The sequence below is a fragment of the Candidatus Melainabacteria bacterium genome, from assembly GCA_003963305.1.
In the GTDB taxonomy this organism is placed as follows: Bacteria; Cyanobacteriota; Vampirovibrionia; order Obscuribacterales; family Obscuribacteraceae; genus PALSA-1081.
In genome coordinates this window covers 1-25,011 of the sequence record RXJR01000044.1, presented here as the reverse complement: position 1 = coordinate 25,011, position 25,011 = coordinate 1, and the positions used below count along the sequence as shown (strand labels likewise).

19 protein-coding genes are annotated in these 25,011 nt (G+C 52.2%); 9 read left to right on the top strand and 10 right to left on the bottom strand.

Features of this window, described 5'->3' with window-relative positions; translation table 11 throughout:
• The first annotated feature begins 52 nt into the window (after positions 1 to 52).
• The 3 genes from EKK48_31380 to EKK48_31370 are packed head-to-tail and all read left to right on the top strand — an operon-like array spanning position 53 to position 4,282.
• Entirely contained in the window at positions 53 to 1,156 is a 1,104-nt protein-coding gene (locus EKK48_31380) for a hypothetical protein (GenBank protein RTL34486.1), read from the top strand.
• A 25-nt stretch (positions 1,157 to 1,181) separates the two neighbouring features.
• Positions 1,182 to 2,828, top strand: coding sequence for a hypothetical protein (locus tag EKK48_31375; GenBank protein ID RTL34485.1), 1,647 nt, complete (start codon positions 1,182 to 1,184; stop codon positions 2,826 to 2,828).
• A complete protein-coding gene (locus EKK48_31370) occupies positions 2,825 to 4,282 on the top strand; it encodes a HAMP domain-containing histidine kinase (GenBank protein RTL34484.1) in 1,458 nt (485 codons plus the stop codon). Before EKK48_31375 ends, EKK48_31370 begins: the two co-directional genes overlap by 4 nt.
• Positions 4,283 to 4,297: 15 nt before the next feature.
• On the opposite strand, the gene thrB is transcribed toward EKK48_31370, so the two are convergent.
• Positions 4,298 to 5,368: a homoserine kinase gene (thrB, locus tag EKK48_31365; GenBank protein ID RTL34483.1), complete on the bottom strand. Its 1,071-nt coding sequence runs from the start codon at positions 5,366 to 5,368 to the stop codon at positions 4,298 to 4,300.
• Positions 5,369 to 5,977: 609 nt separating this feature from the next.
• Between thrB and EKK48_31360 the strand changes: the two genes are divergently transcribed.
• The 3 genes from EKK48_31360 (at position 5,978) to EKK48_31350 (ending at position 11,583) form a co-directional block, all read left to right on the top strand.
• Complete coding sequence (locus tag EKK48_31360) at positions 5,978 to 6,946, top strand: class I SAM-dependent methyltransferase (GenBank protein RTL34482.1); 969 nt, start codon at positions 5,978 to 5,980, stop codon at positions 6,944 to 6,946.
• Between the two features lie 355 nt (positions 6,947 to 7,301).
• Entirely contained in the window at positions 7,302 to 9,395 is a 2,094-nt protein-coding gene (locus EKK48_31355) for a serine/threonine protein kinase (protein ID RTL34481.1), read from the top strand.
• A gap of 274 nt (positions 9,396 to 9,669) precedes the next feature.
• Complete coding sequence (locus tag EKK48_31350) at positions 9,670 to 11,583, top strand: glycoside hydrolase family 2 (GenBank protein ID RTL34480.1); 1,914 nt, start codon at positions 9,670 to 9,672, stop codon at positions 11,581 to 11,583.
• Between the two features lie 226 nt (positions 11,584 to 11,809).
• Here the strand turns inward: EKK48_31350 and EKK48_31345 are convergent, their stop codons facing one another.
• The 3 genes from EKK48_31345 to EKK48_31335 form a co-directional block, all read right to left on the bottom strand.
• Positions 11,810 to 12,346, bottom strand: coding sequence for a hypothetical protein (locus tag EKK48_31345; GenBank protein ID RTL34479.1), 537 nt, complete (start codon positions 12,344 to 12,346; stop codon positions 11,810 to 11,812).
• 25 nt (positions 12,347 to 12,371) lie between these two features.
• Positions 12,372 to 13,001: a hypothetical protein gene (locus tag EKK48_31340; protein ID RTL34478.1), complete on the bottom strand. Its 630-nt coding sequence runs from the start codon at positions 12,999 to 13,001 to the stop codon at positions 12,372 to 12,374.
• A 92-nt stretch (positions 13,002 to 13,093) separates the two neighbouring features.
• Positions 13,094 to 14,284 (bottom strand): hypothetical protein, encoded by a 1,191-nt coding sequence (locus EKK48_31335; GenBank protein RTL34477.1) that lies wholly within the window; start codon positions 14,282 to 14,284, stop codon positions 13,094 to 13,096.
• A gap of 105 nt (positions 14,285 to 14,389) precedes the next feature.
• Between EKK48_31335 and EKK48_31330 the strand changes: the two genes are divergently transcribed.
• Positions 14,390 to 16,438 carry a hypothetical protein gene (locus EKK48_31330; GenBank protein ID RTL34476.1) on the top strand — a complete coding sequence of 683 codons (2,049 nt, stop codon included), beginning with the start codon at positions 14,390 to 14,392 and terminating at the stop codon, positions 16,436 to 16,438.
• Between the two features lie 316 nt (positions 16,439 to 16,754).
• Here EKK48_31330 and EKK48_31325 read toward each other — a convergent pair whose 3' ends face one another.
• Entirely contained in the window at positions 16,755 to 17,615 is an 861-nt protein-coding gene (locus tag EKK48_31325; protein RTL34475.1) for a hypothetical protein, read from the bottom strand.
• Positions 17,616 to 17,780: 165 nt separating this feature from the next.
• Positions 17,781 to 18,467, bottom strand: coding sequence for a hypothetical protein (locus tag EKK48_31320; GenBank protein RTL34474.1), 687 nt, complete (start codon positions 18,465 to 18,467; stop codon positions 17,781 to 17,783).
• A gap of 209 nt (positions 18,468 to 18,676) precedes the next feature.
• On the opposite strand from EKK48_31320, the gene EKK48_31315 reads away from it, so the two are divergent.
• Both EKK48_31315 and EKK48_31310 read left to right on the top strand, forming a co-directional pair.
• A complete protein-coding gene (locus EKK48_31315; GenBank protein RTL34473.1) occupies positions 18,677 to 19,807 on the top strand; it encodes a UDP-N-acetylglucosamine 2-epimerase (non-hydrolyzing) in 1,131 nt (376 codons plus the stop codon).
• A 98-nt stretch (positions 19,808 to 19,905) separates the two neighbouring features.
• Complete coding sequence (locus tag EKK48_31310; protein RTL34472.1) at positions 19,906 to 21,078, top strand: acyl-CoA dehydrogenase; 1,173 nt, start codon at positions 19,906 to 19,908, stop codon at positions 21,076 to 21,078.
• A 153-nt stretch (positions 21,079 to 21,231) separates the two neighbouring features.
• On the opposite strand, the gene EKK48_31305 is transcribed toward EKK48_31310, so the two are convergent.
• The 4 genes from EKK48_31305 to EKK48_31290 all read right to left on the bottom strand — a co-directional run bounded on the left by EKK48_31305 (position 21,232) and on the right by EKK48_31290 (position 24,397).
• Positions 21,232 to 21,939: a HAMP domain-containing histidine kinase gene (locus tag EKK48_31305; protein RTL34471.1), complete on the bottom strand. Its 708-nt coding sequence runs from the start codon at positions 21,937 to 21,939 to the stop codon at positions 21,232 to 21,234.
• Between the two features lie 298 nt (positions 21,940 to 22,237).
• A complete protein-coding gene (locus EKK48_31300) occupies positions 22,238 to 22,579 on the bottom strand; it encodes a hypothetical protein (GenBank protein RTL34470.1) in 342 nt (113 codons plus the stop codon).
• Positions 22,580 to 22,702: 123 nt separating this feature from the next.
• A complete protein-coding gene (locus EKK48_31295) occupies positions 22,703 to 23,794 on the bottom strand; it encodes a hypothetical protein (GenBank protein ID RTL34469.1) in 1,092 nt (363 codons plus the stop codon).
• 90 nt (positions 23,795 to 23,884) lie between these two features.
• A complete protein-coding gene (locus tag EKK48_31290; protein ID RTL34468.1) occupies positions 23,885 to 24,397 on the bottom strand; it encodes a hypothetical protein in 513 nt (170 codons plus the stop codon).
• Positions 24,398 to 25,011 lie beyond the last annotated feature (614 nt).

Sequence of the window (25,011 nt, the reverse complement as noted above, 5' to 3'; positions counted from 1 at the left end):
ACAACACGTTGTAGGAAGCCGAATCGGAATTTGTTTTGAGGCGGTCGAAACAATGAGCAGAGTGCATCTGACGCGCAATCAAAGTGGAAACATGAGTGAATTGCCGATTGCGCTATTTATGCTCCTGATTTTGTTGGCCTTTCCTTTCATCAATCTAATTGGATTGGCTACAGGCGCCAGTGTCGCGTATCTTATAGCGCATCAAGCTGCTACCAGAGCCGCCAGTCATCAGCGTTATGATCGCGCTTTGAAAGAAATGGGCAACGAAGCAAATAATCTGTTGAATACAGGCTTTGCTGCTTTTGCACACTTGAAGCCTGTGGGTGGCTTTGCCGATTCCGGCGCAGACCTGTACATTCTTGCCACCAATTATCGCAGTGGTGGCATCAAAACCTTTGGACCCAATCAACCTGTCTCTGAGGTGATTGATCCGTCTACTTTTTTGTATGAGTGCAATGTTCGTGTCAAGTATGAGGTGGGACCGGTTATTTCAATGGCGGGTGCTCCGTTTATCAATGAAATTCCGGCACTCGGACGACCTGCCACACTCACTTTCGAAGATAATCGTGCGGCAGAATATCCCGTTGGTCTCAGTAAAACAGGAGATCTGGCCAACAGCTCGACCGGTCAGGGACAACCGGTAGCAGCCTCTACGATACCCTGGGACGCAGCTTTGACTCCTGCTGGAAGCAGCTGGAACAATCCCGATATTTACCAGATCGCCGAGGCTCAGGGGCTGCAGTGTGAGGACGATGACGTGGTTGTCGTACCGGCTGATTCTGCGGTTTGGACGAAGACCCACTTCAAGAGTATGGGCAAGATTTTTCTTGATCTTCGCTCTGATGGCTCCTGGTCTGTTGGCGGCAATAATGGTGCCATTGTCGATGCCGGTGGATACTCTTCCACAACTGCCGGCAATGGACTACCTGTTGGTGCTCTGATTGGCAAAATCGGCGAAACTGGACAACCTTTTTTTCTGGGGCCGTTGCAAAAGGGCTTGTCACCTCCCAACGGTGGTAACGGCACGTTTTACGTGGCAATGAATGCCGGTCAGGGTCCTGCCAATTCTCCCAGTGATCCAATTGACCCTGATACTGCCGATGTCTATGCAAAAAGTTCCGGCGCCCAGATCGTGCGTATTATCTCGGCTCGTTGATGTTTAACCTGAGATGAGGGCGGCGATGAAGAAGCGAATCAATCTCAGACATCGACGCAGGGGCAGTATGCTCACGCTGACAATAGCCGTGATTGTTTTTGTTGTTCTTCCACTGGCTTATTTTTCGCTTGAGTTCAGCCGTATGCTGGGCGCTCATCAGCAGGAGAGGAGTGCCATAGAAGCAGGAGCCGCTGCTGCTGCGACTGATTTGAGCCGGATTGTCATCGAAGATCCTAATTTCGGATTTGTCTCTCTTTCCGATCAGGCTCCAGTTGGTAAAGCCACCATCGCTGGTGACAACTACTATTTGCCGGTGCGCAGTATCAACACTCTTCTGGCAACGACGCGCCTCGATATGATTATCGCCGACCAGCTCAATAGCACTGTGATGCGTAAGTGCGCCGATTTGGATTATCAGCACTGTATGGTGGCGAAAGACTCGCTGGTTGCAGAATTGAACAAGTGCATTCAGCCCGGTGGGCAGGGCCGAGATATGGATGGAAATGTCGTGATGCCCAACGATGATGCCTTGAAGGCCTACAATTCAAATCTGATTCGCATGACAGGCGGCGTGGCAGAGGTTATTCCTGCATCGTTCAAGTTGACTTTAGGCGGCGAAAGCGGCTTGTCTACGGTCACGCAGCTGCCGCAGCCTTTGAACATTGCCTCAGTGCCGTCCAGTGCCCGCAATGATTCTTACTACAAAGCCTGCATCAACATTCCCTACAAGTCCAGAGATTTTGTCTTTGCCGCGACTGACAATCAGGTCAGATTGCTTGACTACAAGTTGTTTCAGGGGGCAATGGAAGGTCTTCCCTATCTCATTCCAAGCGTGGTTAAGTGTGAGGCGGACCAGAAGTTCACCACGAAAGATCAATACGGAAAGCAGCATGTACGCATCGTCCATGCCGTCGCTTGTGCTCAATGCTCTTCACTGGGTGATCATCGGCCGGCTCCTGGTGCTTTTCTTGTGGATTTTTCAACCGGCAGTTTGAAGGGGCTAAACAATCTCACCGACATCTTGTCCAGTGCGCAGATCATGAAAAGTCCGACCGACCTGCTTTATACCTGCAATGAAGGTGATTCGCCGCCATCGCCATTGGTTGAGATCATACCGCCTGCGGCGACGGACGCTCACCCGTCGTTTGGGATGATACTTACAATTGGGATTTATGACTGGATCAGAGCTCAGGGATCCACTCTGGACGTAGGCTCTCTTGTTGATGCCTTGACTGTGCCGTTTTTGACAAGCAACCTTGCACATGAAGAGTGGTTTCAGGCAGATGCTCAAGGTGTGGTGCAACATAAATCGATTCTGATTCCGCCTGAATTGATCAAGCCGATCAGTCATAAGCAGCTTTATTCGAGGAGTGGTATCGCTTTGATTCCAGGTGGCATCCCTAAAGGTCTGGTAGACGTATACGTCAAAGACTACGTCTTTAGACCAGGAAGAATAACAGGTGGTATTCATGCCGGGCAGCCTGTCGAGCTTGGTAATGGACCTGCTGCCGGTCCGCCGCCGGGACTGGAGCGTCAGATCGATGAAACCTATAAGACATCGGCGTTTTCGGTGGGCCCGGTGGGGGGAGCAAATCGTCCAACTTATTTCAAAGATGGTGTCGCGCTTAATTTACTTTTCGATCCCCGTGCCACGTCGGTAGTGTTCCCTTGAAACTATCACTTTTTCAAAAGGGACTCTTTGTAATCGCCTTTGTGCTGACCACGCAAATCGGTTTTTTAGTCTTCTATGGTTGGCTTTTGAAGCAAGCAGAGTTTCTGGCTGAACAAGAGTTTCACAATAAGAGCGTGGTTGGCAGAAGTAACTGGGTTTCAACTTTGCTTTTCGTCAATAATTTGGCTGGTATCGTTCATCTGATTTCGGATGATCCGAAGGCTTTGCAGATCTTCAATGCATCGAAACAATCTATGCCTGCGGAGCTTGAAGGGCTGCACGAGGTAGTGAAAGGTGATCGCCGGCAGTCAGAGCGGGTTGAGCGCAGCTCGTCTTTGATAAGCAAGCTCTATTCGATTTTAGAGAAAGCAAAAGTGGAGGATGGCAAGTCTTCCTCCAGTGACGCATTGAAGCGTCTTACAAATGACAGTCTCATGCCTGTCTGGAGCGAGCTGTATAACTTAAGGCATGAAATACTGGCGGCAGACTTTGCCCAGTACAAGATCAATATAGAATCGATACCTAAAGCTCGATTGCAACGTGATAACGCAGTATTCATCCTGGTTTTGATTGATATTTTTGCGGCGGCGGGTTTGCTTTATGTTTACACTCACGGTTTGACCAGCCGTTTGGCTATTCTTGTCGACAATGCGAATCGTTTTCGCTCAAAGCAGAAGTTGAATCCTTTTGTTAAAGGCAACGATGAAATTACGGAGCTGGACCGCGCCTTTCACAATATGAGCGAATCCCTTGAACTTGCTCAACAGCGCAAGCAAGAATTTCTTTCCATGATCAGTCACGACATGAGAACGCCCCTTGCCAATGTTCAGGCGTCGCTTGAGTTTGTTCTGGATGGACGGCAGGAAAAGCTTTCCGATTCTACGCAAGAGTGGCTCAGTCGGGCTTATGAAAATGTCGATACTGTTTTGAGTTTGATAAACGAGTTGCTTGAAATTGAGAGAATCGAAGGTAGTGGACTTGAGCTTGTATATTCAGATGTGCGCCTGTCTGACTTGATTCGCAAAGCGGTCAATTCGGTGCGCGCTGTTGCTGAACGGCAATCGATCACGATCGTAGAACCGAGGCTGTCTGTGTACTTGAAGTGCGATGAAGACAGATTGATTCGTGTGCTTGTCAATTTGCTCGGTAACGCGCTGAAGTTTTCACCACCGGGAAGCACAATTACTGTCGATTGCAAAAAGACTAAAACCTGGCTGGAGATAAGCGTTCAAGATCAAGGCCGGGGTATTCCGGCGAAACTTCTGCAGGAAATTTTCGAACGATATCGGCAGGTAAATGCTGATGATGCCCGCAAGTTGGGTGGTTCAGGTTTGGGTCTGGCTATCACCAAAGCAATTATTGAAGCGCATGACGGCAAAATTGAGGTGAGCAGCGAGGAAGGTAAAGGAAGCAGATTTGTTATCTCGCTGCCTGTAAGCCTGGTTGAGGAATAGGAGAGCGATTGTTCTCTAGAACCCGCGGATTTGCCTGATGCCGTCCTCATCCACGCGTAAATCGAGCACGCGAGGATGATCGTTTTGAGCCGCCGCCCACTCTTCGATATGAGCGAGCACATCGGCTCGGTGTCGCTCATTGACGATGACGAGCATAGAAGGTCCGCCGGCGCTGAGAACACAGCCTAAGATTGGTTGGTTGACCAGGGCCCGTCTTAAGGAGCCGAGTTCCGGCACCAGCGCCTCTCGATAGGGCTCGTGCAGTCTGTCGTGCAGCGCTTCTCGCAGTGTGTTTTCATCGCATGTGGAGATGGCCGAGATGAACAAGGCCGACCTCTGCATGTTCCAGACGGCATCGGCATGATTGACTGTCTTGGGCAGTACCGAGCGCGACTTTTCAGTCTTCATTCGATAGCTTGGTACTACGAAAATCGTGCGCCAGGCCGAAGGCCAATTTAGCTGTCTGGCTACAATGCTGTTTGCAGTGGCGGAAGGCGCCGTGATCACGAATTTCCCCATCAAGCTGGCTGCCAGAGTCTCGCTGTGCCCTTCCAGCAAGGATGCTTGAGCGAGCAATGTGCCCGTTGTCGGAATACGATCTTTGAAAACATTATCAGCCCACAGCGCTCCCAGAATAGCTGCTGCGCTGCTTCCCAGCCCGCATCCGAGCGGGATATCCGAATCAACGTGAATGCGGATTCGGTCCAGCATGTCTGACTGATCTTTCCACAGTTGTTTGAGGATTTTGTAGACCAGGTTGCCTGTATCTTGTGGCAGGCTGGACTGGGCGATGGCGCCTGCGAACGTGATCAGAGGCGTGTCGTTGTTTCTTGTTTCCAGAAGTGTAAAGGTAAGCCGGCAGTAGAGCGAAAGAGCTAATCCGAAGCAATCGAAACCGGGTCCCAGATTAGCGGTGCTGCCTGGAATGCGCAGAGTTAAGCGCTTTCCTGCTTGCGCGGGCGGCTCAGATTCTGTTGCGGGAGTTATCTGTGGCTCTGACATGACTACGTACGATCTTCGCATTACTTGCTCCCAATCATATACCGCGGTGAATTTCGAAACAAACTTGGGCCGGTTTGCGGTCATTTTGTTGAAATAGCAGGGGCGCCATCTTAAACTTAGACGGTTGTCATTACCAAGACATTACCGTCTCCGACCATCAGGTCAGAGGACACTCCTTGCCACAACTGGGGGCGTAAGGGGCACCAACACGTTAACTGTCGTCAGCGTTGTCGCTGCCACTGCTTTTAGTGGCGTATGCATACCGGCAAGCAGGATTCCGATCAGATAAGAGTAGATAGTGTCTGTTCTGTCAATAGAGTGATTGATTTACAACAAACGAGTATTTGGACAGCAATTGCGGAAATATGACTGTGAATTGAAACGCTAAATGTTCCCTTTTTTGAAACGATAAATGTCCCACAGAGATAAATGTCTCACGGACAAATGTATGGGTTGCAGAATCTCTGTTTTGAGCCAAGAACAGGTGATCTCGGTTGTTGCTTGTCTGCAAGTTGAAATAGAGAGTCGTGTGTTCCCCGGATCAGTCCGTAGTTTCCGCATCGTGATTTTATGCTGATTTTGAGTTGAGTGAAGTAATCTTCCATGCAATCGCAATAACGAGGAAAGAAATTGCCGAATTTAAAAGCGTGTTTGGCGGCTGGTGAAGCTGGGTTAGCTGGTCTGGAGCGGATAATGCCCGGAGCCGCTCGCGCAATAGAAGAAACAATGAGTCAAGCTGGACAAAATGTCGGGCTTGGTGCAGAGAGTGCCCAGATTTGGTCCAAAGGCGGCAATTCGCTGGTACCCCTCGCGCGTGAAGGTGAGCAACCAAGCCTCTCTGTCTTCGCTCCCAATGCCGACGTTCCCAAGCTGGAAATAGTTTGTTCCGATGGAAGCGTGATGGCTGCCGACAAACGCAATTTGCAGGGGTTTGCTTTAAGTGAAAAAATGATGACTGCTAATCCATTCCGCCCTGTATCTCATGTCGGGGCCGATCTAACTGGCGCGTGGATCGCAGATTTTAAATTTGAACGCGCTAAAATGCTATTTTCACAATTGCCTGCTGAAAAGGATGCAACCATTTTGGAGATTGGTTGTTCTGATGGCACGCCGTTGCCAGGTATTCTTCGTCGAGACATAAAATACACAGGCATTGATGTTGATGCAGAAAGTTTGAAAAGTTTGACAGCAAAATTTAGACCGAGTGGTACTACATTTGCTACCAAAGTCGCGGACGCAAAAGAATTGCCGATCACTTCAAACTCACAGGACTATGTGTACACATCAAACACCGGATTGCTTTTAGTTCCTATAACTAACGATAGAACAATTTTGGATATTGCCGCAGCTTCTCCGCTCGAAAAAGTGCGCTCCATCGCCATGGAAGCCTCGCAGCTGAGACAACGTGGCATTGCAAACTTGTCCGAAGTCGCTAGAGTGCTTAAACCGGGTGGCAAATTTATAACCGAGGGTTGGTTTTCGAGCTTACACGAAGTGACTGATTGGGAAGAATTCAGGCGTCAATTTCGCACGATTGAAATTTTAAAAGCGGACGATGGTTTAGCCAAGTTGTGGGAGCCGTTTTTATTGAACGGGAATACAAACCCTTTAGCTATCACAGCGGCGAAAGACCAGTTCCGTACATTGATAGCAACGAAATGATTTTGCCACTGGCAGCCATTTCCTAGTTGTGTGGTTACATCAAAAGTCTTGTGTCGTTGGCATGACAGAAAGTCATTTGGTCAGTTCCAGTTGCTCTTTGTTTTTCCCTGTCTTGTTTGGTCTGGGCTTTATTTCCCGTTCTTTCTTTGTCCCTTCTTTCTTTTCCGTTTATTTGACATTCTGGCGCGATCTGTCAGAGGATAGTCTGTGGACGCCCGATTTATTCTGAGTGGACGGATGCTTTTCTCCCGGATTGATTTAGATTTTTGAGGCATAGATTCTGACAGACGATTCATATGACGCGCCCGCTCAATTTGAGCAGGAACAAGCTGCCTCTAGTTTTTCGCCCGGTCAGATGGTTGGCGGAAAATACAAAATCTTATCGCTTCTTGGAAGGGGTGGTGTCGGGAGTGTTTATCTGGTCGAACATGTTTTCTTGAAGCAGCAACTTGCCCTCAAGGTCCTCGATGGCAAGCAGGTTCTGGACGATGCCCAGGTGCGTCGATTTCAACAAGAAGCGAAAGCGGCTTTCTCTCTGGATCATCCTAATCTGGTAAAAGTTCAAGATTATGGCGTGCTTGAAAGTGACCAACCCTACCTGGTGATGGAGTACATTCAAGGCGTCAATCTGACACAGTTTATGAAGGAGCATGGTGCGCTTAAACCGCAGCTGGCTGCCGTGATCTTTGCCCAGCTCTGTGCGGGAATGGCGCATGCCCACCGCAAATCAGTCATTCATCGCGATATCAAACCAAGCAATATTATGCTTGTTGAAAGTGTCATGCCGGGCACTCCGGGGAGTGCGAAGATCGTCGACTTCGGTATTGCCAAGTTGACACGAGATGAAGATGGTGAGATTCAATCGCTCACACGCACCGGTGAGATCTTCGGCAGCCCGCTCTATATGAGCCCTGAGCAGTGTGCGGGCGGCAAAATAGATCAGCGCACGGATCTTTATTCACTGGGTTGTGCGATGTTCGAGTCTCTGACGGGAATGCCACCACATGTGGGGGCAAATGCGCTCAGTACGATGATCATGCATGTGGACGAGAAGGCGCCGAGGCTCAGTGATAAGTCGATCGCGGATTTTCCGGAGAAATTGGAGCGGATTGTTGACAAATTGTTGAAGAAAGATCCGTCTGAGCGGTATCAGAATTTTGACGACGTGGCGGCGGATTTGACCAATCTCTACTCCCTGGGCTTGCACGCTCAGCCTGCTTCTGAGCCAAAAAAGGTACAGCCAATCAGAGCAAAGAGTGATGAAATCGCTCCAACGTCAGGGCGGAAAATTCAATTTAGCCTGGTAAGGCTGAGTCTGTGCCTTGGTCTTGCAGCGGTCGTCTCTTCTCTTGCCACTACAGGTTTTGTCTTCTCCACGCGCAGCGTCGGAGTAAAGAAGGCGACGCGCGCCAATGCGCAAAATGCAGGGGTGACGCAACACCCAAATGCGGACTCCGGTAATTCTTCCAGTGTAAACGCAGATTCGGCCGGCGAATTGCCGGTTGATGAGGTTGATAACGTTGTCAATCGAGATGCGATCATAAAAGACAAATTTTCTGCCGCAAGGAAAATTGCCTCTGAAATAGAGACAACAGGCCGATTCAAAGGTATGCGAAAGTTTGTCTTTCCGAAAATTTCGATTGGATTTGTGATTGATGATTCAAAGAAGAAGCGACCGGCTCAAGATACACAATATTTCAGTCCGGACGTACCTCTTACCCTTGCTGTAGGAGGTTACAACCTGGAGGCTTTCAATCATCCTGAGGTGTTTCAAAAGATTGCTCCTAACGAGTTTTTGCACCTCACTATCACGGCTCCGGCAGATCAAAACGTTAATGACGATACATCCCTTCCTTACCAGGAAGAGGCCAGTAAGACCGCAAGCATTCTAGCGGCGTTCGCTAGTTCAGACAGGCTAGCCACGCTGGAATTGAGCGGTCTTTCTCTCAGCAAAGATGTGCTTGATTCCATGGATCGAATGTCGGGTTTGAAGAGTTTTTCTATCTTCAGTCCGCCAACTGTTGATTTCAGTGGTCGCAAGCATGAGGTATTTGAAAGGCTTGCTGACGTGGCAATCGTAACTGTGCCCAAGCCGACTGAGATAATCCGTCAGCTTTATGGCTCCAGGCATTTGACGCACTTGTTGATAATTTTGTCTAAACCGGTTCCGAATTATCTGGCTGGTTTAGGCTCTTGTCCGAAACTCGAGTTGGTTTCTCTGCAGGGAGGCGGAGCTGACCTCTCGTGGCAAAAAGATCTGCAGGAGATTCGTTCAATGCGCGTTCTCAGGTTGAGCAACATTCCCTTAAGCGCTGAGCAGGTGCAGGGCTTGCTTGATAAATGCTCGCAACTGCGCGAACTGCACCTGGTTGGTAACTTATATTCTACGTTAAAGCAATCCGGGCGATTTGCTAAAAACGAGAAGGTGCAATTTGAAAGCACTGATTGAAGTGTCTGACCGCGCAAAACATACAGCCACCGAATCTGCCGGAAGCTGAGCCGGTCTGAGCGTCGTGGACTGGAGGAGTGGCGTTTGATGACTGCGCTAATTGCAAGCGCTTTTGTTTTTGTTTATTAATACTGCAGGCGTTAGAACGTAATTTCAGGCGGGCTCTGGCATTGTGTCTTGTACCTGTGACAGGTTAGTCTTTGGTATCTACGTACTTTTCTTCAGCTCAACAGTAAACAGCCCGAAGTAAGCCCCGCTTATGGTTTGAATTTCCATGCACCAGAAACGGTGTGTGAAGCTGAAGTGTATCTTTTGCTTTTGTACCAGGGGCTTTGATTTCAAGCGGGTTGACCGCATGGAGACTTATCACATGGAACCACAACTCTCGAAAGTTGACGGAGCTGGCCACGGCTATCCCCGTCCGCAGTTCGCTCGAAGCGACTGGGTCTGCCTCAACGGTTCGTGGCAGTTTGTTATCGACCATGAGGCGGTCGTTCGCTTCCCCAAACATGTCACCTTCGGCGATACCACAATCGTCGTACCCTTCGCGCCGGAAACGCCTGCCAGCGGTGTCGGCGATACGTCGTTCTACAAAGCTGTCTGGTACCGCCGCGCGGTGGACGCGCCCGACTTAAAACCAGGCGAACGCCTGATTCTGCACTTCGGTGCGGTCGACTGGTCAGCTCGTGTCTGGATCAACGATCATTTCGTGGTTGAACACGAGGGCGGGTACACTCCGTTTTCGGCCGACATCACTGATCACGTCGAACCCGGCAAGCCGTTCGTCGTCTGCGTGCGTGCCGAAGACAATCCACACGATCTGGAGAAGAACCGCGGCAAGCAAGACTGGGAGGAGGTGCCGCACGGCATCTGGTATCCGCGCACGACAGGCATCTGGCAGACCGTCTGGATGGAGGTCGTTCCCAGCACCTCTCTTCAGTCGGTCACCTGGAGACCCTCCATCGATCACTTCACTGTCGACCTGGCGCTGCGTCTGGACGGTCCGCTCAACGAGCGGATGCGTGTCGTCATCAAGCTCGCCGTGGGCGATGATGTTCTCGCCGATGTCAGCTATGCCCTCACCACACGTGATGTGCGCAACGGTGAGCTGAAGCGCACCATCCAACTGACCGAACTGAGCGAGCTCAGTGACCTGCCTGACGGGTCAATCGATCGTATCCGTGAGCGCTACTTCTGGCACCCCAATCATCCCAACTTGATAGACGCCATCCTCGAGTTGCGCGACGAAAGCGGTGCTGTCATCGACATGGTGCGGTCGTACACGCAGCTGGTAAAGGCTGAGACCAGAGGCGATCGGATTTTCGTCAACAACTGCAGCGATCGGCTGCGCCTCGTGCTTGACCAGGGCTACTGGGCGTCTTCGGGCATGACCCCGCCTGATGACGCGGCCGTCCAGGAAGATATCCGTCTCATCAAAGAGGCGGGTTTCAACGGGGTGCGCAAGCACAACAAGCTCGAAGATCCCCGCTTCCTCTACTGGGCAGACAGGCTTGGTCTTTTTGTCTGGGAGGAATTGCCGAGCGCTTATCACTTCACCGACAAGTCGATGGTGCGTTCGATTCGCTGCTGGTCAGAGGCGATAGAGCGTGATCGCAACCACGGCTGCATCATCGCCTGGGTGCCTATCAACGAGTCATGGGGAGTATTGCAACTGCCCGACTCTTCGCTGCAGCGCGAGTATCAGCGGTCGATGTATCGGCTCACCAGGAGCCTCACCGGTGGTGCTGTGGTGGTGGGCAACGACGGCTGGGAGATGGTGGAAAGCGACATCGTCGCTATTCATGACTACGATGCTGATACGGCGCGTATCTCGCGCAGGTACGCGCCGGAGAATCTCGAGCGTCTCTTCAGGGAGGAAAAGCCGGGTGGTCGAGTGTTGTTGCTTGACGGCATGACCTATCAAGGCAAGCCTATCTTGCTCACCGAATTCGGTGGCATCAAGCTATCCAAAGAGACGGGGAGCTGGGGGTATTCCGAAGCGAAAACGCCTGAGGAGCTGGCTTGTCGCTATGGCGAGCTGATGGCGGTGGTCCATGCTCTTCCTGTTCTTGGAGGTTTCTGCTACACCGAGTTCACCGACGTGTATCAGGAGGCGAATGGCTTGTTCTGGATGGACCGCACGCCCAAGTTCTCGCTCGAAGTGATGCGTAAGGTGACAATGGGCTGACCGGCAGCGCATTCGCGAACTTAAAGGGTGGAGTGAACGACAGTTCTTCCACCCTTTTTCCTTTTGGTTTAGTAGCTTGAAATGTTTATTTTACGCTATTAAGTCTTTACTATATTATTAAGTATAACCGGGCTTTTTTAGTGAACCAGCCATCGGGGCGCTGCTTGACTGCGCTGCGCCCCGAAGCTTGCTTGTGCGGCAAATTGCCGTAATTGTTGACCGGACGTTACTCCGCCAGCTTCTTCACTGCACCGCACGAGGCCGCATAGGCGGTGCCACAGACGAGACCGAGCACGACCGAGATGGCGCAACCACGCAGCGTCCAGCCGGCAGTGTTCATGTGCAGAAGAACGTTCCAGTTGTAGATGGTGATGGCTGCGACGACGCCCATCGAGTTGCAGACAGCGTAGTCTTTCGTGCGACCGGCATAGTAGGTCATGAAGTCGGTGAGACCGATGGCAGCCGCGATCAGAACGCCGATGATAGCGCCGACCAGAAGCGTGGAAGCGAGGTCGTAGCCGATCATGTAGCGACCGAAGGCTGCGTTGCAGGCGAAGCTGAAGGCGACAGCGGCCGCAATGCAGCTTTGAACAGCGAAGGCACGGGAGACGAATGCTTTCAACGACATGGTGTCATTCCTTGTGCGGATGCTTGTATCTGAGCGTCCAGGCTCAGTTTTCTCAGGCGTGTTACCGGTAGCATCCCGCCGGTTTTTCGCCCATGGTTCAAGTGTGCAGGCTCGGTGACGGGGTGTGCTTGGCAAGAAGCACACCCCAATCATCGACAGTTCAGGCGACCATCGCTTTGATCGTCGCCAGGACGGCGTTGGCGTTTTCACGCGCGGTCACGGCGGCGTTGTCCGTGTTCTTCTCGAGCGCGGCGATGGCCGCGGCCAGGGGCGCCCGGGTCAGCTCGACCTTCTTTCCCAGCTCCTCGTTGGCGTCGCCCACGGTCTCGCCGACTTCGAGCAGCAGACGCGCCGTGTGCACGAGCAGGAAGCGCGCGAACTGGAAGTCGACGTGGTTGTACGAGAGCGTCTTGTCGCACAGCTCCAGGGTCTTGATGGTGGCAGCGAGCAGCTTCTCGGTCGAGCCGAAGATCTCGACGGCGGTGAAGCGCCGGGCGAGCGCGTCCAGCACGCTGTTGAGCGAGGCCCACAGCTCCATCTGGCAGTAGAACTCGTGCTCGCGATGCGAAGCCATGTAGCGCGCCACGTCTTCCATCGTGCGCACTTCGGCGCCGATGCGGGGCGTGTCGGCGAAGAGCTTGATCAAGTCCCACGAACCGTAGGCGATCGAGCTGCTGTAGTGATATGCACCGCCCGTGCTGCCGCCCAGGGCGAGCAGGTGCGAGCGGAATTCCTCGGCGCGGCGCAGAAGGTTCTGAACGGCGCGGGTCTGCAGATCGGAGTGAGTCATAGAAAACTCCTGCCACAAAGTGGCGTTGATTGTTGATCTTTGATACAACGCCGAAGGAAAGCGAGGCTTCCCTTCGGTAATAGCCTGGCGGCTCAGTAACCGCCTCTACCGCCAAAGATGCCCATTTGCATGGGAGCAAACGAGTAGTCTTCGGTCGGCATCTTCGCGAAAGCCGGGTCAATCGGATCGCGAATGTTTTCTGCGGCAGTGTGTTGCTCTTTCACAACTTCTTTGCCGTCTCGTTCGTGATACCGGACACGTTCGACGGTGCCGTCGGCGCGCAGGTCTTTGATCACCCCTTCGAAGATGTCTTCGCTGGAGTTCTCAGTCGGATAGAACACCACCCGCGGTGCGCCATCCTTGTCGTAGAGCACGCGACGAATGACGGCGCCTTTCGCGTTCACGTCCTCCGTCGAGAAGACTCGCCAGTCGGTTATCTTCGCCGGCGCGCCGAGGCGGTAGCGATAGAGAAGCAGATTCTGGCGCCAGACGACATTGCCCCGCGCATCCCAGTGCTGGATGACGATTGTCTGAGTGCTGGCGCGCACCCAGTCTTGCTCAATGCTGCCGTCCGGGCGGTAGATGACCACGGTCGATCGTCCTGAAGCAAGCTCGGACTTGATGCGAGCCTGCTTGCTGCCTGAGAAGTAGAGCGTCTTCGACTTGTTGTAGCCGTAGCGATCCGAGCTTTCGCTCAGGGTCGGGTAGCCGGCTTCGTCGAAAGAGTCGACAGTGAGAATGTCGCCGTTGCGCGTCGTCTTCTGCTTCATGGCACCGCTGGCGTAATAGTTTTCCTCGCCGAGCGTGTCACCATTCTGGTTGAGCAGCAGGTGACGCACGAGCTTCTTGTCGGTGTAGAAACTGCGGTTGTAAGACCCGTCCGGGTTGCGGTCACCTTGCATGGTCACCGTTCCGTCAGGCAGTCTTTGCTCCTCCGCTTTCAGGTTGCGCCCGTCGGGCATATAGAGCCGCTTCAGGTAGAGTCCACCGCCGTCTTCGGGCTTGTAGAACTCCTCGCTGCGCACCATGACGTGGTTCTCGTAGTAGACCTTGCGCGTGTGGTCGTTGGTCAGCACGACTTCAGCCCACAGCGGTGTCTCCTTGTCTTCTGCGTAGTGGACGATGCGGGTCTTTTCCTTAGCCGGACCATCCCGCAGTCGCACTTGTGTCTGCAGTTTGTCCGGGAACGCCGATTTCGGATCGTCATCCGGACCGCAGCCTGCCAGAATCAGCAAGCTGCCAACGCAGGCGAACAGCACCCGCGCTAAAGTGAATTTGCTCATCGTTGATTACCTCTCTGCTTGCATCCGCTCGGATTTCCAGTCCGCCTATGCAAGTGTTTTTCGAGCATTCACGAAGTACTATTGTGTTTGGAAAGAAGGTCTTAGATGCAAAGCGACAATTCGAGCGTTACCCTGTCCCGTCTTTGTTACGGGGTGACGATCTTTCTCGGCGCTTTTTTGATGTTTCAGATTCAACCTCTGGTTGGAAAGGTTGTCACTGCCCAATTCGGTGGTGTGGCGGCGATCTGGTGCGTCTGTCTGATGTTCTTCCAGGTCGCTTTGCTGACAGGCTATCTCCTCACTTTCGCGATTACGAAATTGCCGGTGAAAACGCAGTGTGTGATCTACTGCCTGCTTATGGTCGCCTCAGTGCTCTCATTGAACGTGCCGCCGGCTTCTGCCTGGGCTGCCAACGCGGGCATGCATCCAGTCCAGAGTCTGCTTGCACTTCTGACTGTGCACCTGGCGGTGCCTTGCACGCTTCTGGCGACGATAAGTGGGTTGATGCAGAGTTTCTACGAGCAGCAGAAGCTGGGCGACCCCTATCCGCTCTACGGATTGTCAAACATCGGCTCGATGGCGGCGTTGTTGCTCTATCCCCTGGTGGTTGAACCACTCTTCGGAGTAGATAAGGCGTTGTCTTACTGGAACAGCGGTTACGTCATGCTGGCGTGCAGCGCTGTTCTTTCGACTTACCTGATGTTCAGAAACACGAGTGCTCCAGCCAACACTTCAGACGGGCTGGAGGATGAGAGACAGCCGGCACCCATTGACTATGTCTGGTGGGTGGGTTTGAGCGCACTGGCGACTGTGATCCTGATCGTCTACACCACTTATCTGACGCAGGATATTGCGCCGGTGCCGTTTCTGTGGATCTTGCCATTGTGCGTCTACCTGCTGGCTTTCATCATCTGTTTCGGCAACAAAGACTCTTACCATCGCAGCTTCTATCTTTACGTCGGTCCGGTCTTCTGGCTTCTTGACTGGTTCTCGCGCAGCAACAAGTTCTTGAATGTGCTGTGCGTGCTGTCCATGATTTTCTGTTTCTGCATGGTCTGCTGCGGAGAAATTGTTCGACGCAAACCTTCGCCGCGACATCTCGCTGCCTTCTATCTCGCCATCGCATTTGGTGGCGTATTGGGCGGCGTGTCGATTAATCTGCTGGCGCCTATGGTGCTCGACTTCTATGCCGAGAAGTACGCGCTTCCGTTTGTTATGCTGGGGCTGTGCTATTACGCTAATGCCAGGGACGGCGTCAGGTTGTTGCCCAACAAGCGAATGAACACACTTTACGTGTGCGCTCTGACTTATTCGGTCATGCTTCTGGACGGCTATCTCGTCTACTCGCTCACCAACAATGTCATTGCCCGGCTGCGCAACTTCTACGGTTGCATCTCGGTAATCGAGCTCACCGACAGCAAAGTGCTCGCCAATGGAACCATCGTGCACGGTCAGCAGTTTTACGGCGAAAGTCGCAGACGCGAGCCAACGCAGTATTTTGCCTATGGAACCGGTTTGAGTTATGTCGACGAGATGCTTCGCTTGAACACGCCCGGGCAGCCGATGCGCTATGCCATCGTCGGTCTCGGTGCAGGCACTATCGCGGCATACGGACAGCGCGGCGACACAATTCGCTACTACGAAATCGACCCTAAGGTCGAGCAAGTGGCACGCCGGTACTTCACGTTCTTGAGCGATTCGAGAGCGGCTGTTGATGTCGTCATCGGCGATGGGCGTAAGGCTCTCGAGGCGGAGAAGAACGGCAAATACGACCTGTTGGTCATTGATGCGTTCAATGGCGATGCCGTGCCTGTGCATCTGCTCACTCGCGAGGCTGTCAGTCTGTACATGGAGCATGTGAAGCCTGATGGCGTCTGTTTGCTCCACATATCGAACCGGTACCTCGACCTCGCTCCGCCAATCGCTAACATCGCTAAGTCTCTGGGTCTGGTTGCGACGTCGCTCGATACGGACAAGAGTCGCTACGTGGCGGTGACGCGACAGCCCCTGAAGCGACTGCCGGTTGACGCTTCCAGATACGTTCGACTGCGCATCGAGCCCTGTGCTGACCAGCAGGACGTAGGACTGTGGACCGATGACTACAGCAACATGTTTGCCGCACTGGTGAGCAGTCTGAGGCATGGATTTCACTGACGGGGTGCACCAGTGCAGCATGGCTCAAGTAGACGCTGACATCGGGATGGTGGGCCCGGGGTGCGCCGACTGAAGACATGGCAGGCGGGTGCGGTACTCGGCTCAAGACTGTGCACGCTGATTTGTGCTGAGGAGTGGCGGCAACGGTGGCTGCAGCAGTTATAAGTCTTTGTAGTTTCTTTTAGGTAAAGAGAGAGAAGATGCACTCAGAGTACTTAAAGAGAATAAGAGCCTCAAGTTTCGACTTGTGAAGATCTCTTCTTAGCAAATCTACATCGTTGGGCGAGCTTGCGTTATCGCGTTACACTTGCTCTCATTACAGGTGGTGGCGCTGAAAGAAGTCCCAGATTTCTTCATTGGCATTAATCTGGCGGCTGGTTTTGCCGATGAAAGACTCGCCCAGGTATTGCCAGCCAGAGGGCCAGGTGTGCCCTCCATTTTGAATGGCGTACAAAACCACCTGGTTTCGCGGGCCCGGTCCACGCCATTTTCGGATAGTTACTACCGTGTCGTCATCAGAAGCTTTTTTGACAGTCAGCTCCTCTACTTCGTCGGAACATTGGTTTGCGTTCATCCAGAATCGAATCGAGTCGTCGGCTGAAACAACAGCACCGCGCACTTCTGAGCCGAGCTTAATGTCACCGCCGTTGTAGGGAACGATTGGATCACTATCGCCCAACATAAAAAGTATTGGTACCGGTTTTGGTGGCACGACCCGATCAAAGACAGCTCGGCTGACTGATGCTGCCACTGAGGCGACAGCAGCGATGCGCTCTGGAAAAGCGATGGCCAGGTCTTGCGAGAAAAATCCACCGTTTGAGATTCCAGTCGCGTAAATGCGTTTGGCGTCAACCTTGTACTCTTTCTCCAATTGATCCAGAAGGGTGCTTACGAAGCTTAAGTCGCCTTTGCGATCGAAGCCGGTCATCGCTCTCTGGTCGCTCCATTTTCGTTCCAGTCCATCTGGATAGGCGACGATGAAAGAGTGTCGATCGGCCGTGTTTGTCAGTTTGCTGACCCGGTGCATCATGGTCGCTTTGCCGCCACCCCCATGAAAGGCGAGAAGCAACGGGAATGATGCCAACTGATCGTAATCAGTTGGTAGATGCAGGTAATATGTGCGGCTGACGCCATCAACGTTGAGGTGACAACGTTTTAAAATGGCTCGCGCCGTCATGGCGATGTTTCGCCTTCCAAAATTCTGCGATGTCTGAATACGGACATCCGACGGGCCTTGAGCGTCATGACGCCGCGACGCGAGGTGCCATGACGCTCGGTTAAGCTGTCCGGTTTTGATACTAAATGCGGTATCGATACTTGTGAGTGCCTGGACCGCAGCTTATCAGCGATGCCCTGGATTAGATTTCGGATTGCCTGGATGTGCATTTGAATTTGGTGTTGGAGTGGAGACCTGGACGGCAGGGTTGTTTTGTTTGGCTTTGAACAGTGCGTAGATCTGGTCGCTGTATGTTAATACAACGGCGCTGACGATCAAGGTGCCCAGCGCCCATAAAAACAGTTTGAAGAAAAACCAGGTGCCCTGGTCGAAAGAGCGCGTTTTGCTTTTAACGTCAGTGACAGTGGGTTTTTCGCCATCGTCGACTTTTCCTGCTTTCAGGTCCATGTTGGCGATGCGAGGTTTAACTTCAGTGTTGTACTCGGCGTTTATGTCCATCAAGACTTCCGGCGTCTGCGGCAAATTCGGCAGCATCTGCACGACTTTATGCGCTTCTATCCACAATGTCTGATTGACGTCGGTGATATGTTGCCGTCCCGGGTCGAGAATGGCGTAGTTTCCATCAGTTATAGACAGCAACTTGCGAATCGCCGGATATCCTGTTTCGTCCGAATTGTTGATTCTGCCGCCCAAAATATGTCCGCTCGAGAATGACACGCGACCCTGCAGATCGCTATCAGCTGAGGAAATTCGCAAAATTGGATTTTGCAGATTCTTCAGATCGATAACGGTCTGGATGACTTCGCTCATCCCTTCTTCAGGCGTAATCTTGCCTTCAATAATGATGTCCACTAATAACCTCTTCCAGAGAGTCGAGCGAGGGCTTGATTGCGGATTCCGTTTTAATATGTCATGCGGCTAGCCGTTCGTGCAGCGGCTATATTTCCGGTTTTTAGTCTACCAGATTGGTCACTTTCGGCTAGGGTCTGGGAGCAATCGACTGTTGCTAATCGACTGTTGCTAAGAAGCACGTTGATCCGTCACTGTTGTAGAATTTTGGAATGATGAAAAAGCGCGTGATGTGCGTGTTTGGGACCCGTCCGGAGCTTGTCAAGCTTGCCCCGGTAGTTCACGCAGTCGCAAAATCAGAGGTTCTCGAGCCCATCGTTGTTTTGACCGCCCAGCATCGCGAGATGGTGGATCAGATGCTGGTCTGGTTTGACATCAAGCCGGATTATGACCTGGATTTGATGAAGCACGGTCAGAGTCTCTCCGAATTGACTGCCAGGGTGCTTACCTCAATGGACGAGCTCCTCAATAAGGTCAAGCCGGACCTGGTTCTGGTTCAGGGTGACACGGTCACCGTCATGGCGACGGCGCTGGCGGCTTTCTACCATAAAGTGCCTGTAGGTCATGTCGAGGCCGGACTGCGCACCAACGACCGCTACAATCCTTTCCCCGAAGAGATGTCGCGTCGTCAGACCGGTCGAATTGCCACTTTGCACTTTTCTCCGACCGAGTTGGCGGTTGAGAATCTGCGCAAAGAAGGAATTGTCGACAATGTATATCTAACAGGTAACACGGTTATCGATGCGCTCATGGACACGGCCTCGCGAATCGACGAAGCCGCGGTTGACAAGTCGCTCTTTGGCGGCGCTGATTTTGAAAAGCACAAAGTCTTGCTGGTTACCGCGCATCGGCGCGAAAACTGGGGCGACAACATGAGTTCCATCGCCCTTGCCCTCAAGCAAATCGCTGACGAGCATCCCGATACGCAAATCCTCTATCCGATCCACAAGAACCCGGTAGTGCGAGAGTCGATTGAGCCGGTGTTCGCTAACCACCCTCGCTTGATCCGTGTGGAACCGCTGGATTACGTGCCTTTCGTCTACGCTATGCAGCGCTGTCACTTCGTTCTGACTGATTCGGGTGGTATTCAAGAAGAAGCGCCGTCGCTCGGCAAGCCAGTGCTCGTGCTGCGCACTAACACTGAACGACCTGAAGCCGTAGCGGCTGGAGCTGCCAAGCTGATCGGCACGGAGCAGAAGGGGATCGTCAGTGCCGCAAAAGGCTTGCTCGACTCGCCCGCTGCTTACAATAAGATGGCGCTATCTGTAAACCCTTTTGGTGATGGCAAGGCATCTCAAAAAATCGTCCAGGCTATCGAAGCTTTTTTTTGCCTTAAGAAATAGCTGTAGCGGCATTCGACGCATTTTTTAGAGGGCGTTTGGCGCTATCATCTTCCGCATCAAACCTTTACTTGTTGTCACACGCGGCAGGAGATAGCACCTTGACGAGCACCGTAACCCATGACGTACAGCCGTACGGCGAGTTTCTAGATGATCAGCATCAGGCAATTCGCGAGTTAGTCCGTGATTTTGCCACTAACGAGATTGCGCCAAAATCAGCTGAAGTCGACCGGAATGCAAGATTTCCGGAGGAAACATTCAAAAAGCTTGGACAGATGGATCTGTTGGGATTGCCAATCGCTCAAGAGTATGGCGGTGCCGGTGCCGATTACAGAAGCTACGCAATCGCCGTTGAAGAAATTGGTCGCGCCTGCGGTTCAACCGGTTTGAGCTATGCTGCACATGTTTCGCTGGGCACCAACCCCATCTATATGTTCGGAACTGATGAGCAGAAGAAACATTATCTTCCCAAGCTCACCAAAGGAGAATGGCTTGGTTGCTGGGCTCTGACTGAACCAGGTACTGGCTCGGATGCTGCCGCTCAGAAAACAACTGCCAGACTGGATGGTGATCATTGGGTTTTGAATGGCACCAAGCAGTTCATCACAAATGCTACTCATGCCGACGTTGCCATCATCATGGCGATGACCGACCAGAGCAAAGGACGCAAGGGTATCTCCTCCTTTATCGTCGATAAAGGCACAAAGGGCTATTCAGTCAGTAAAGTAGAGAAGAAGATGGGCATGCGCGGTTCCCCGACAGCCAGTCTTACTTTTGAAGATTGCCGTATTCCCAAGGAAAATATCATCGGTGAAGTCGGTGAAGGCTACAAGCAAGCTTTAATGACACTGGAAGGCGGCAGAATCTCAATTGGCGCACTGGCACTCGGTATTGCTCAGGCGGCTCTGGATTCAGCTTTGAACTATGCCAAACAGCGCGAAGCTTTCGGTCAGCCAATAGGCAAATTCCAATTCATTCAGGGCTACCTCGCTGACATGTCAACTCAAATCAGCGCGGCAAGACTTTTGCTTTATCATGCTGCCTGGATGAAAGACCATCACAAGCGCGTTACGCTGGAAGGATCGCAGGCTAAATTGTATGCATCTGAAATTGCATCCAAAGTTTGCAATCTGTGCATCCAGATTCACGGTGGTTACGGCTACATCGAAGATTTCCCAGCCGAGCGTTTCTTGCGCGATGCTAAGCTCTGCGAAATCGGCGAAGGTACGTCTGAAATTCAACGTCTGTTGATTGCCCGCCAGTTGGGACTGTAGTTCAACGCACCGGTGCTGGAAGCAGCTTCGGGTCGGAGTTACTGAGTCTGATCGCATGGAACGCACTCGTCCCGAGTGCCCGGAAAATATAAAGGACTCCGATCTGTCGGGGTCCTTTTCTCTTTCTTTGCTTCTGGTTTCTTCCTCTATCGTTCAATTAGATTGAATGACGAACTCCATTGTGTTGTCCTGAATTGAAACAGTGGCCTGTAAAAGATTCAAAAGATGCTGAGCGATGCTGAGTCTCAACCATGTGGAATCGAAACGCAGCACAGGTGAGTTCTCGCTTGCTATAACCGTGAACAATGGCTGTCCATTTCGATTAACCGTATTCGGTGGCAGAGTGATCTTGAATGAAATTCCGCTCTTCTTCGCGTTGTGAGCGGCAGGAGCAATATCGATTCTAATAGTGCCGCTCTCTACGTATTTCGTCGCGCCCGTGACAATGGAGATGATTGTCTGCCGAAGGCAATTTTCATCTGTGCCTATTGTATCTGGAAGACCTTCGCTAAAAACGATATTCAGTTCTATGTTGTGCGACTTGAGCAGTTTTCGTAGTGCATAAGAGCATTCATCCAGAAGCGTTTGCAGGTGTGTCGGTGCGGAGCGGATAACGACCTTTTCAGCATCTAACTTCGCAAGCTCAACGAAGTCATTGAGTAGTTGCAGCATTGATTTTGCCGAGTCGTGAATGGTTTCTGAAAACTGTTTTTGTTCCGGATCGAGTTGCGAGGAGAGGAGCAGTTCGTTCATACCGACAATGCCGCCAAGTGGCGTACGCAACTCATGCGCGATGTCGACAACCATCTTTAACCGAATTTCTCGCTCAGTTAGGTTCTCGTCGATTTGCTGAGTCATCATCGCTCCTGTTGAAGAATTGCGCAAAGCCAATGGTATCGCATATGGAAAGCACTCGGGCCTCTAAATTTGTGTCGATTTTAATAGGCATTTCGTGATGCTTGCTATTAGCGGTAGTAGGACGTCTCAAAATTTTGAATCTGCAGATTTTGCAGGTAGCTTATCGAGAGGGATGGTACCTTTGACATTGTATTTAGTGTCTGATCGCTAAAATTTGTTGGACGCGAAGGGGCGCTGGAATGCAGCGCCACCCTGGTGCGTTTGTCACGTTGCTCGCGGCAACGGCACTGAGCCTTAATCGTCAGTGCATGTGCGCGCTGAGATAGTTGATGCTGACCTGGTAGTAGATGAACAGCAGAACTGAGTCAAGGAGCAGGCAGAGCGTCACGCTGTAAAACGCGGCTCGCAGACCAGCGCCGCCCGACATTACTGAGATGAGCCAGCCCCAGAGCGACAGAATCGCCGCACTGATTGCCAGTTCCGGCAGCTGCTTTTGCCAGATTTCTTGCATCACCATATCCGATATCACCGCAAAGAACGGATCGTACATGTAGCGCGTTCCATAGGTGGTGATCAGAAGCAGAACCATCAGACCGATCGCTGAACACGTAGTCGTTATGAGGATAGTTTTGAGCTTCATCATGTTTTCTCCATGCTTGGCTTGCTGAACTACTTTGAGGTGCGAGGCGGGAGCGCTCGAGTTTAGCGCTCTCGCTTATGTTGCTTTCTTTCGTGTCTTTACTGAATATGGATCGACCGCACGACCTCAGTAGATAGGGACGTAGCGCTTCCTCGCTTTCATCGCCGTATCCAGCTGCTCCTGAGAGAAGTGCAGCGGCAGGTCGTATTCGAGGCGCGTTTCCGCCAGCAGGGAATCGGCGGCAGCTTTGGCCACGTCTGCCTCGCCGTACGGACCCACGAAGCCGTAGCAATCACGCATCTCTTTGTCGGCGTCCTTGATCAGGTAATCGAAGAGTTGCTTCTCGTCGAAGTTACCTTGCAGCCCGGGGTAGTCTTTGGTGAGGTAGAAAGATGCCTTGATTCTGGCGTTCCTGATCAGCCATTCCTCGTTGATCTCTCCTGTGAGAGGAGCGGCGCCCCAGAAATCCTCTCTGACATTTCTGAGCGAGAGCGCGCCCTCTGCCTGCACGGCTTCGTCGGCGGTGAAGTTCACAGGAAGCTTCTTCTCCTCTGCGTACGCTTTAACTTCCTGCCAACCCAGCGCCGCAACGATTTCGTCGTGCGACATGCCCGCGTGTATGCTGTATTGCCGGCTCAGGCTGGCCCCCTTTTCCGGACCGACGACGGCGAGCAGTTCTTCAAAGCTCCAGTGCTCGGAGAGGTGCCAATTTCTGATGAAGCGATTCGACCTTTGCGTCCCCGCGAAAGCAGCGTAGTCGGCTGCTCCCGCTGGCGCTTCCATACCTTGTTCCCTGGCGACCCGCCGTTCTCCATTGCCGCGGACCAGGTCTGCCTGCGTGAAGTGCGCCGACAGCTTGTACTCTTTGAGAAATTCGTTGACAATGATCGCTGCTTGATTCTCCACGATCAGATCGCGCGTGAAATTGTTCAGCAGCCCATATTTGGCGCGAATCTTGGTGAGCTTCCGCAGGGCTTCCGCTCTGGCGTACTGGTCACCGGTCCAGTTTGGGGGAAGATGGAGCTCTTGTTCGAACTCCGCGGCCGTGCCCAGTCTGACTGCATCGTAGAGCCTCTCATCGTTGAATCCGTTGGCAAGGCCGGGGTAACGAGCGTTGAGCTCGCTGATCGAGTATGGAACTACCGCCGCCTGCACACTCGGGCAGATCATGACGGCAAGCGCAGCGCCGCAGATGAGGGATTTGACGATGTTTTTCATGGTCGCTCTCTTTCTGATTTTGGGTGGTTGAGTGGCAGATGCCGACAGCATCCGAATCAATCAGATCCAGCAAGGAGGCGTCAAGCAACGCTACACTGCGAAACTCGCAACTTTCGCGGGGGCGCCCAACGTGTTTTGGTGCGCCCGGATTTGCTCCGGTTCGGGCGGACTCGATGTGTCGGCATTGTCGGTGGTGCACCAGATGGCAGTGTCCACCGTCAACCCCATAAAGTCGCTGAAAGTTTCGTGGAACGCCCCTTCTGAAACAACAGGTTCGAAAGCCGGCTCCGTCATTAGAAAAATCTTGCGCTGCTCATTGGGCTTCTTTTTTAGCCTCCCGAACGATTCCGCGCAGCTTTCCATGAATTTCGGGCCGGTGCAGTTCAGCGCTCTCTCTAATGCACCGAGCACTCCGTCGGTGTTGTGGAGGTTGAAGTTCCTTCGCATCAGCGGGGCTGCCGTACTGAAACAGTCCAGGAGCCATTGATCGACGAGCCACTGCTCTTCATTGCCCAGTCCGCAATGGTTCGCGGCAACCGAGCGAAGCTCCTCGACAGAGACCCAGTAGTGAAGAGCGAATTGTTCGAGGGTCTGTATGCACATGCAGGTTATCCTTCTATTTCAGACGTTTATTAACGTGTGGGTCTGTCAGGCTGTTCAACGAATTTCACTTAACTGGCGCACGGAATGTGGCGTTCAAATTCGGCAGTTGGCTCAACGGCTTGAAAGTGGCTTTCTCCGCGATCTCAAATGATCGTTCTGACCGTCAAGAAAATTGCTGCAACTTAAGTGGAGTTACTTAACACCGCCATTAGAAGATTGAATATGCATCTTGATTTTGCAGTGGTTGCCTTATGGTTTACAACAGGATCAAAATGCACAGGTATGTATCCAGGAACATGGCTTACTCCCGAACTGCTTGCTGATTGAGAGGTAGAAGATTTTGTGAATCGACTGTAGTTGCTAAGAAACTCGGTTCGTGGCATTCATTCTGGTATGGAATTTTGAAAAAAGTGTGGACGGCCATTGACGATGCGATGCAGACGCTCGAATCCAGAAGCTGTAGGAAGAGAAGATTTGTTTATACTGTATGCTATAGTGTTTTTATGTTTTTTCAAAAGTTGAGGGTCCCCCCAAAAAGTAGACAGTCCGGTCTGATGGAGATCCGCTTCTTAGGTAAAATAACCAAGGAGCGCAGCATGACGAAGAAAAATAAG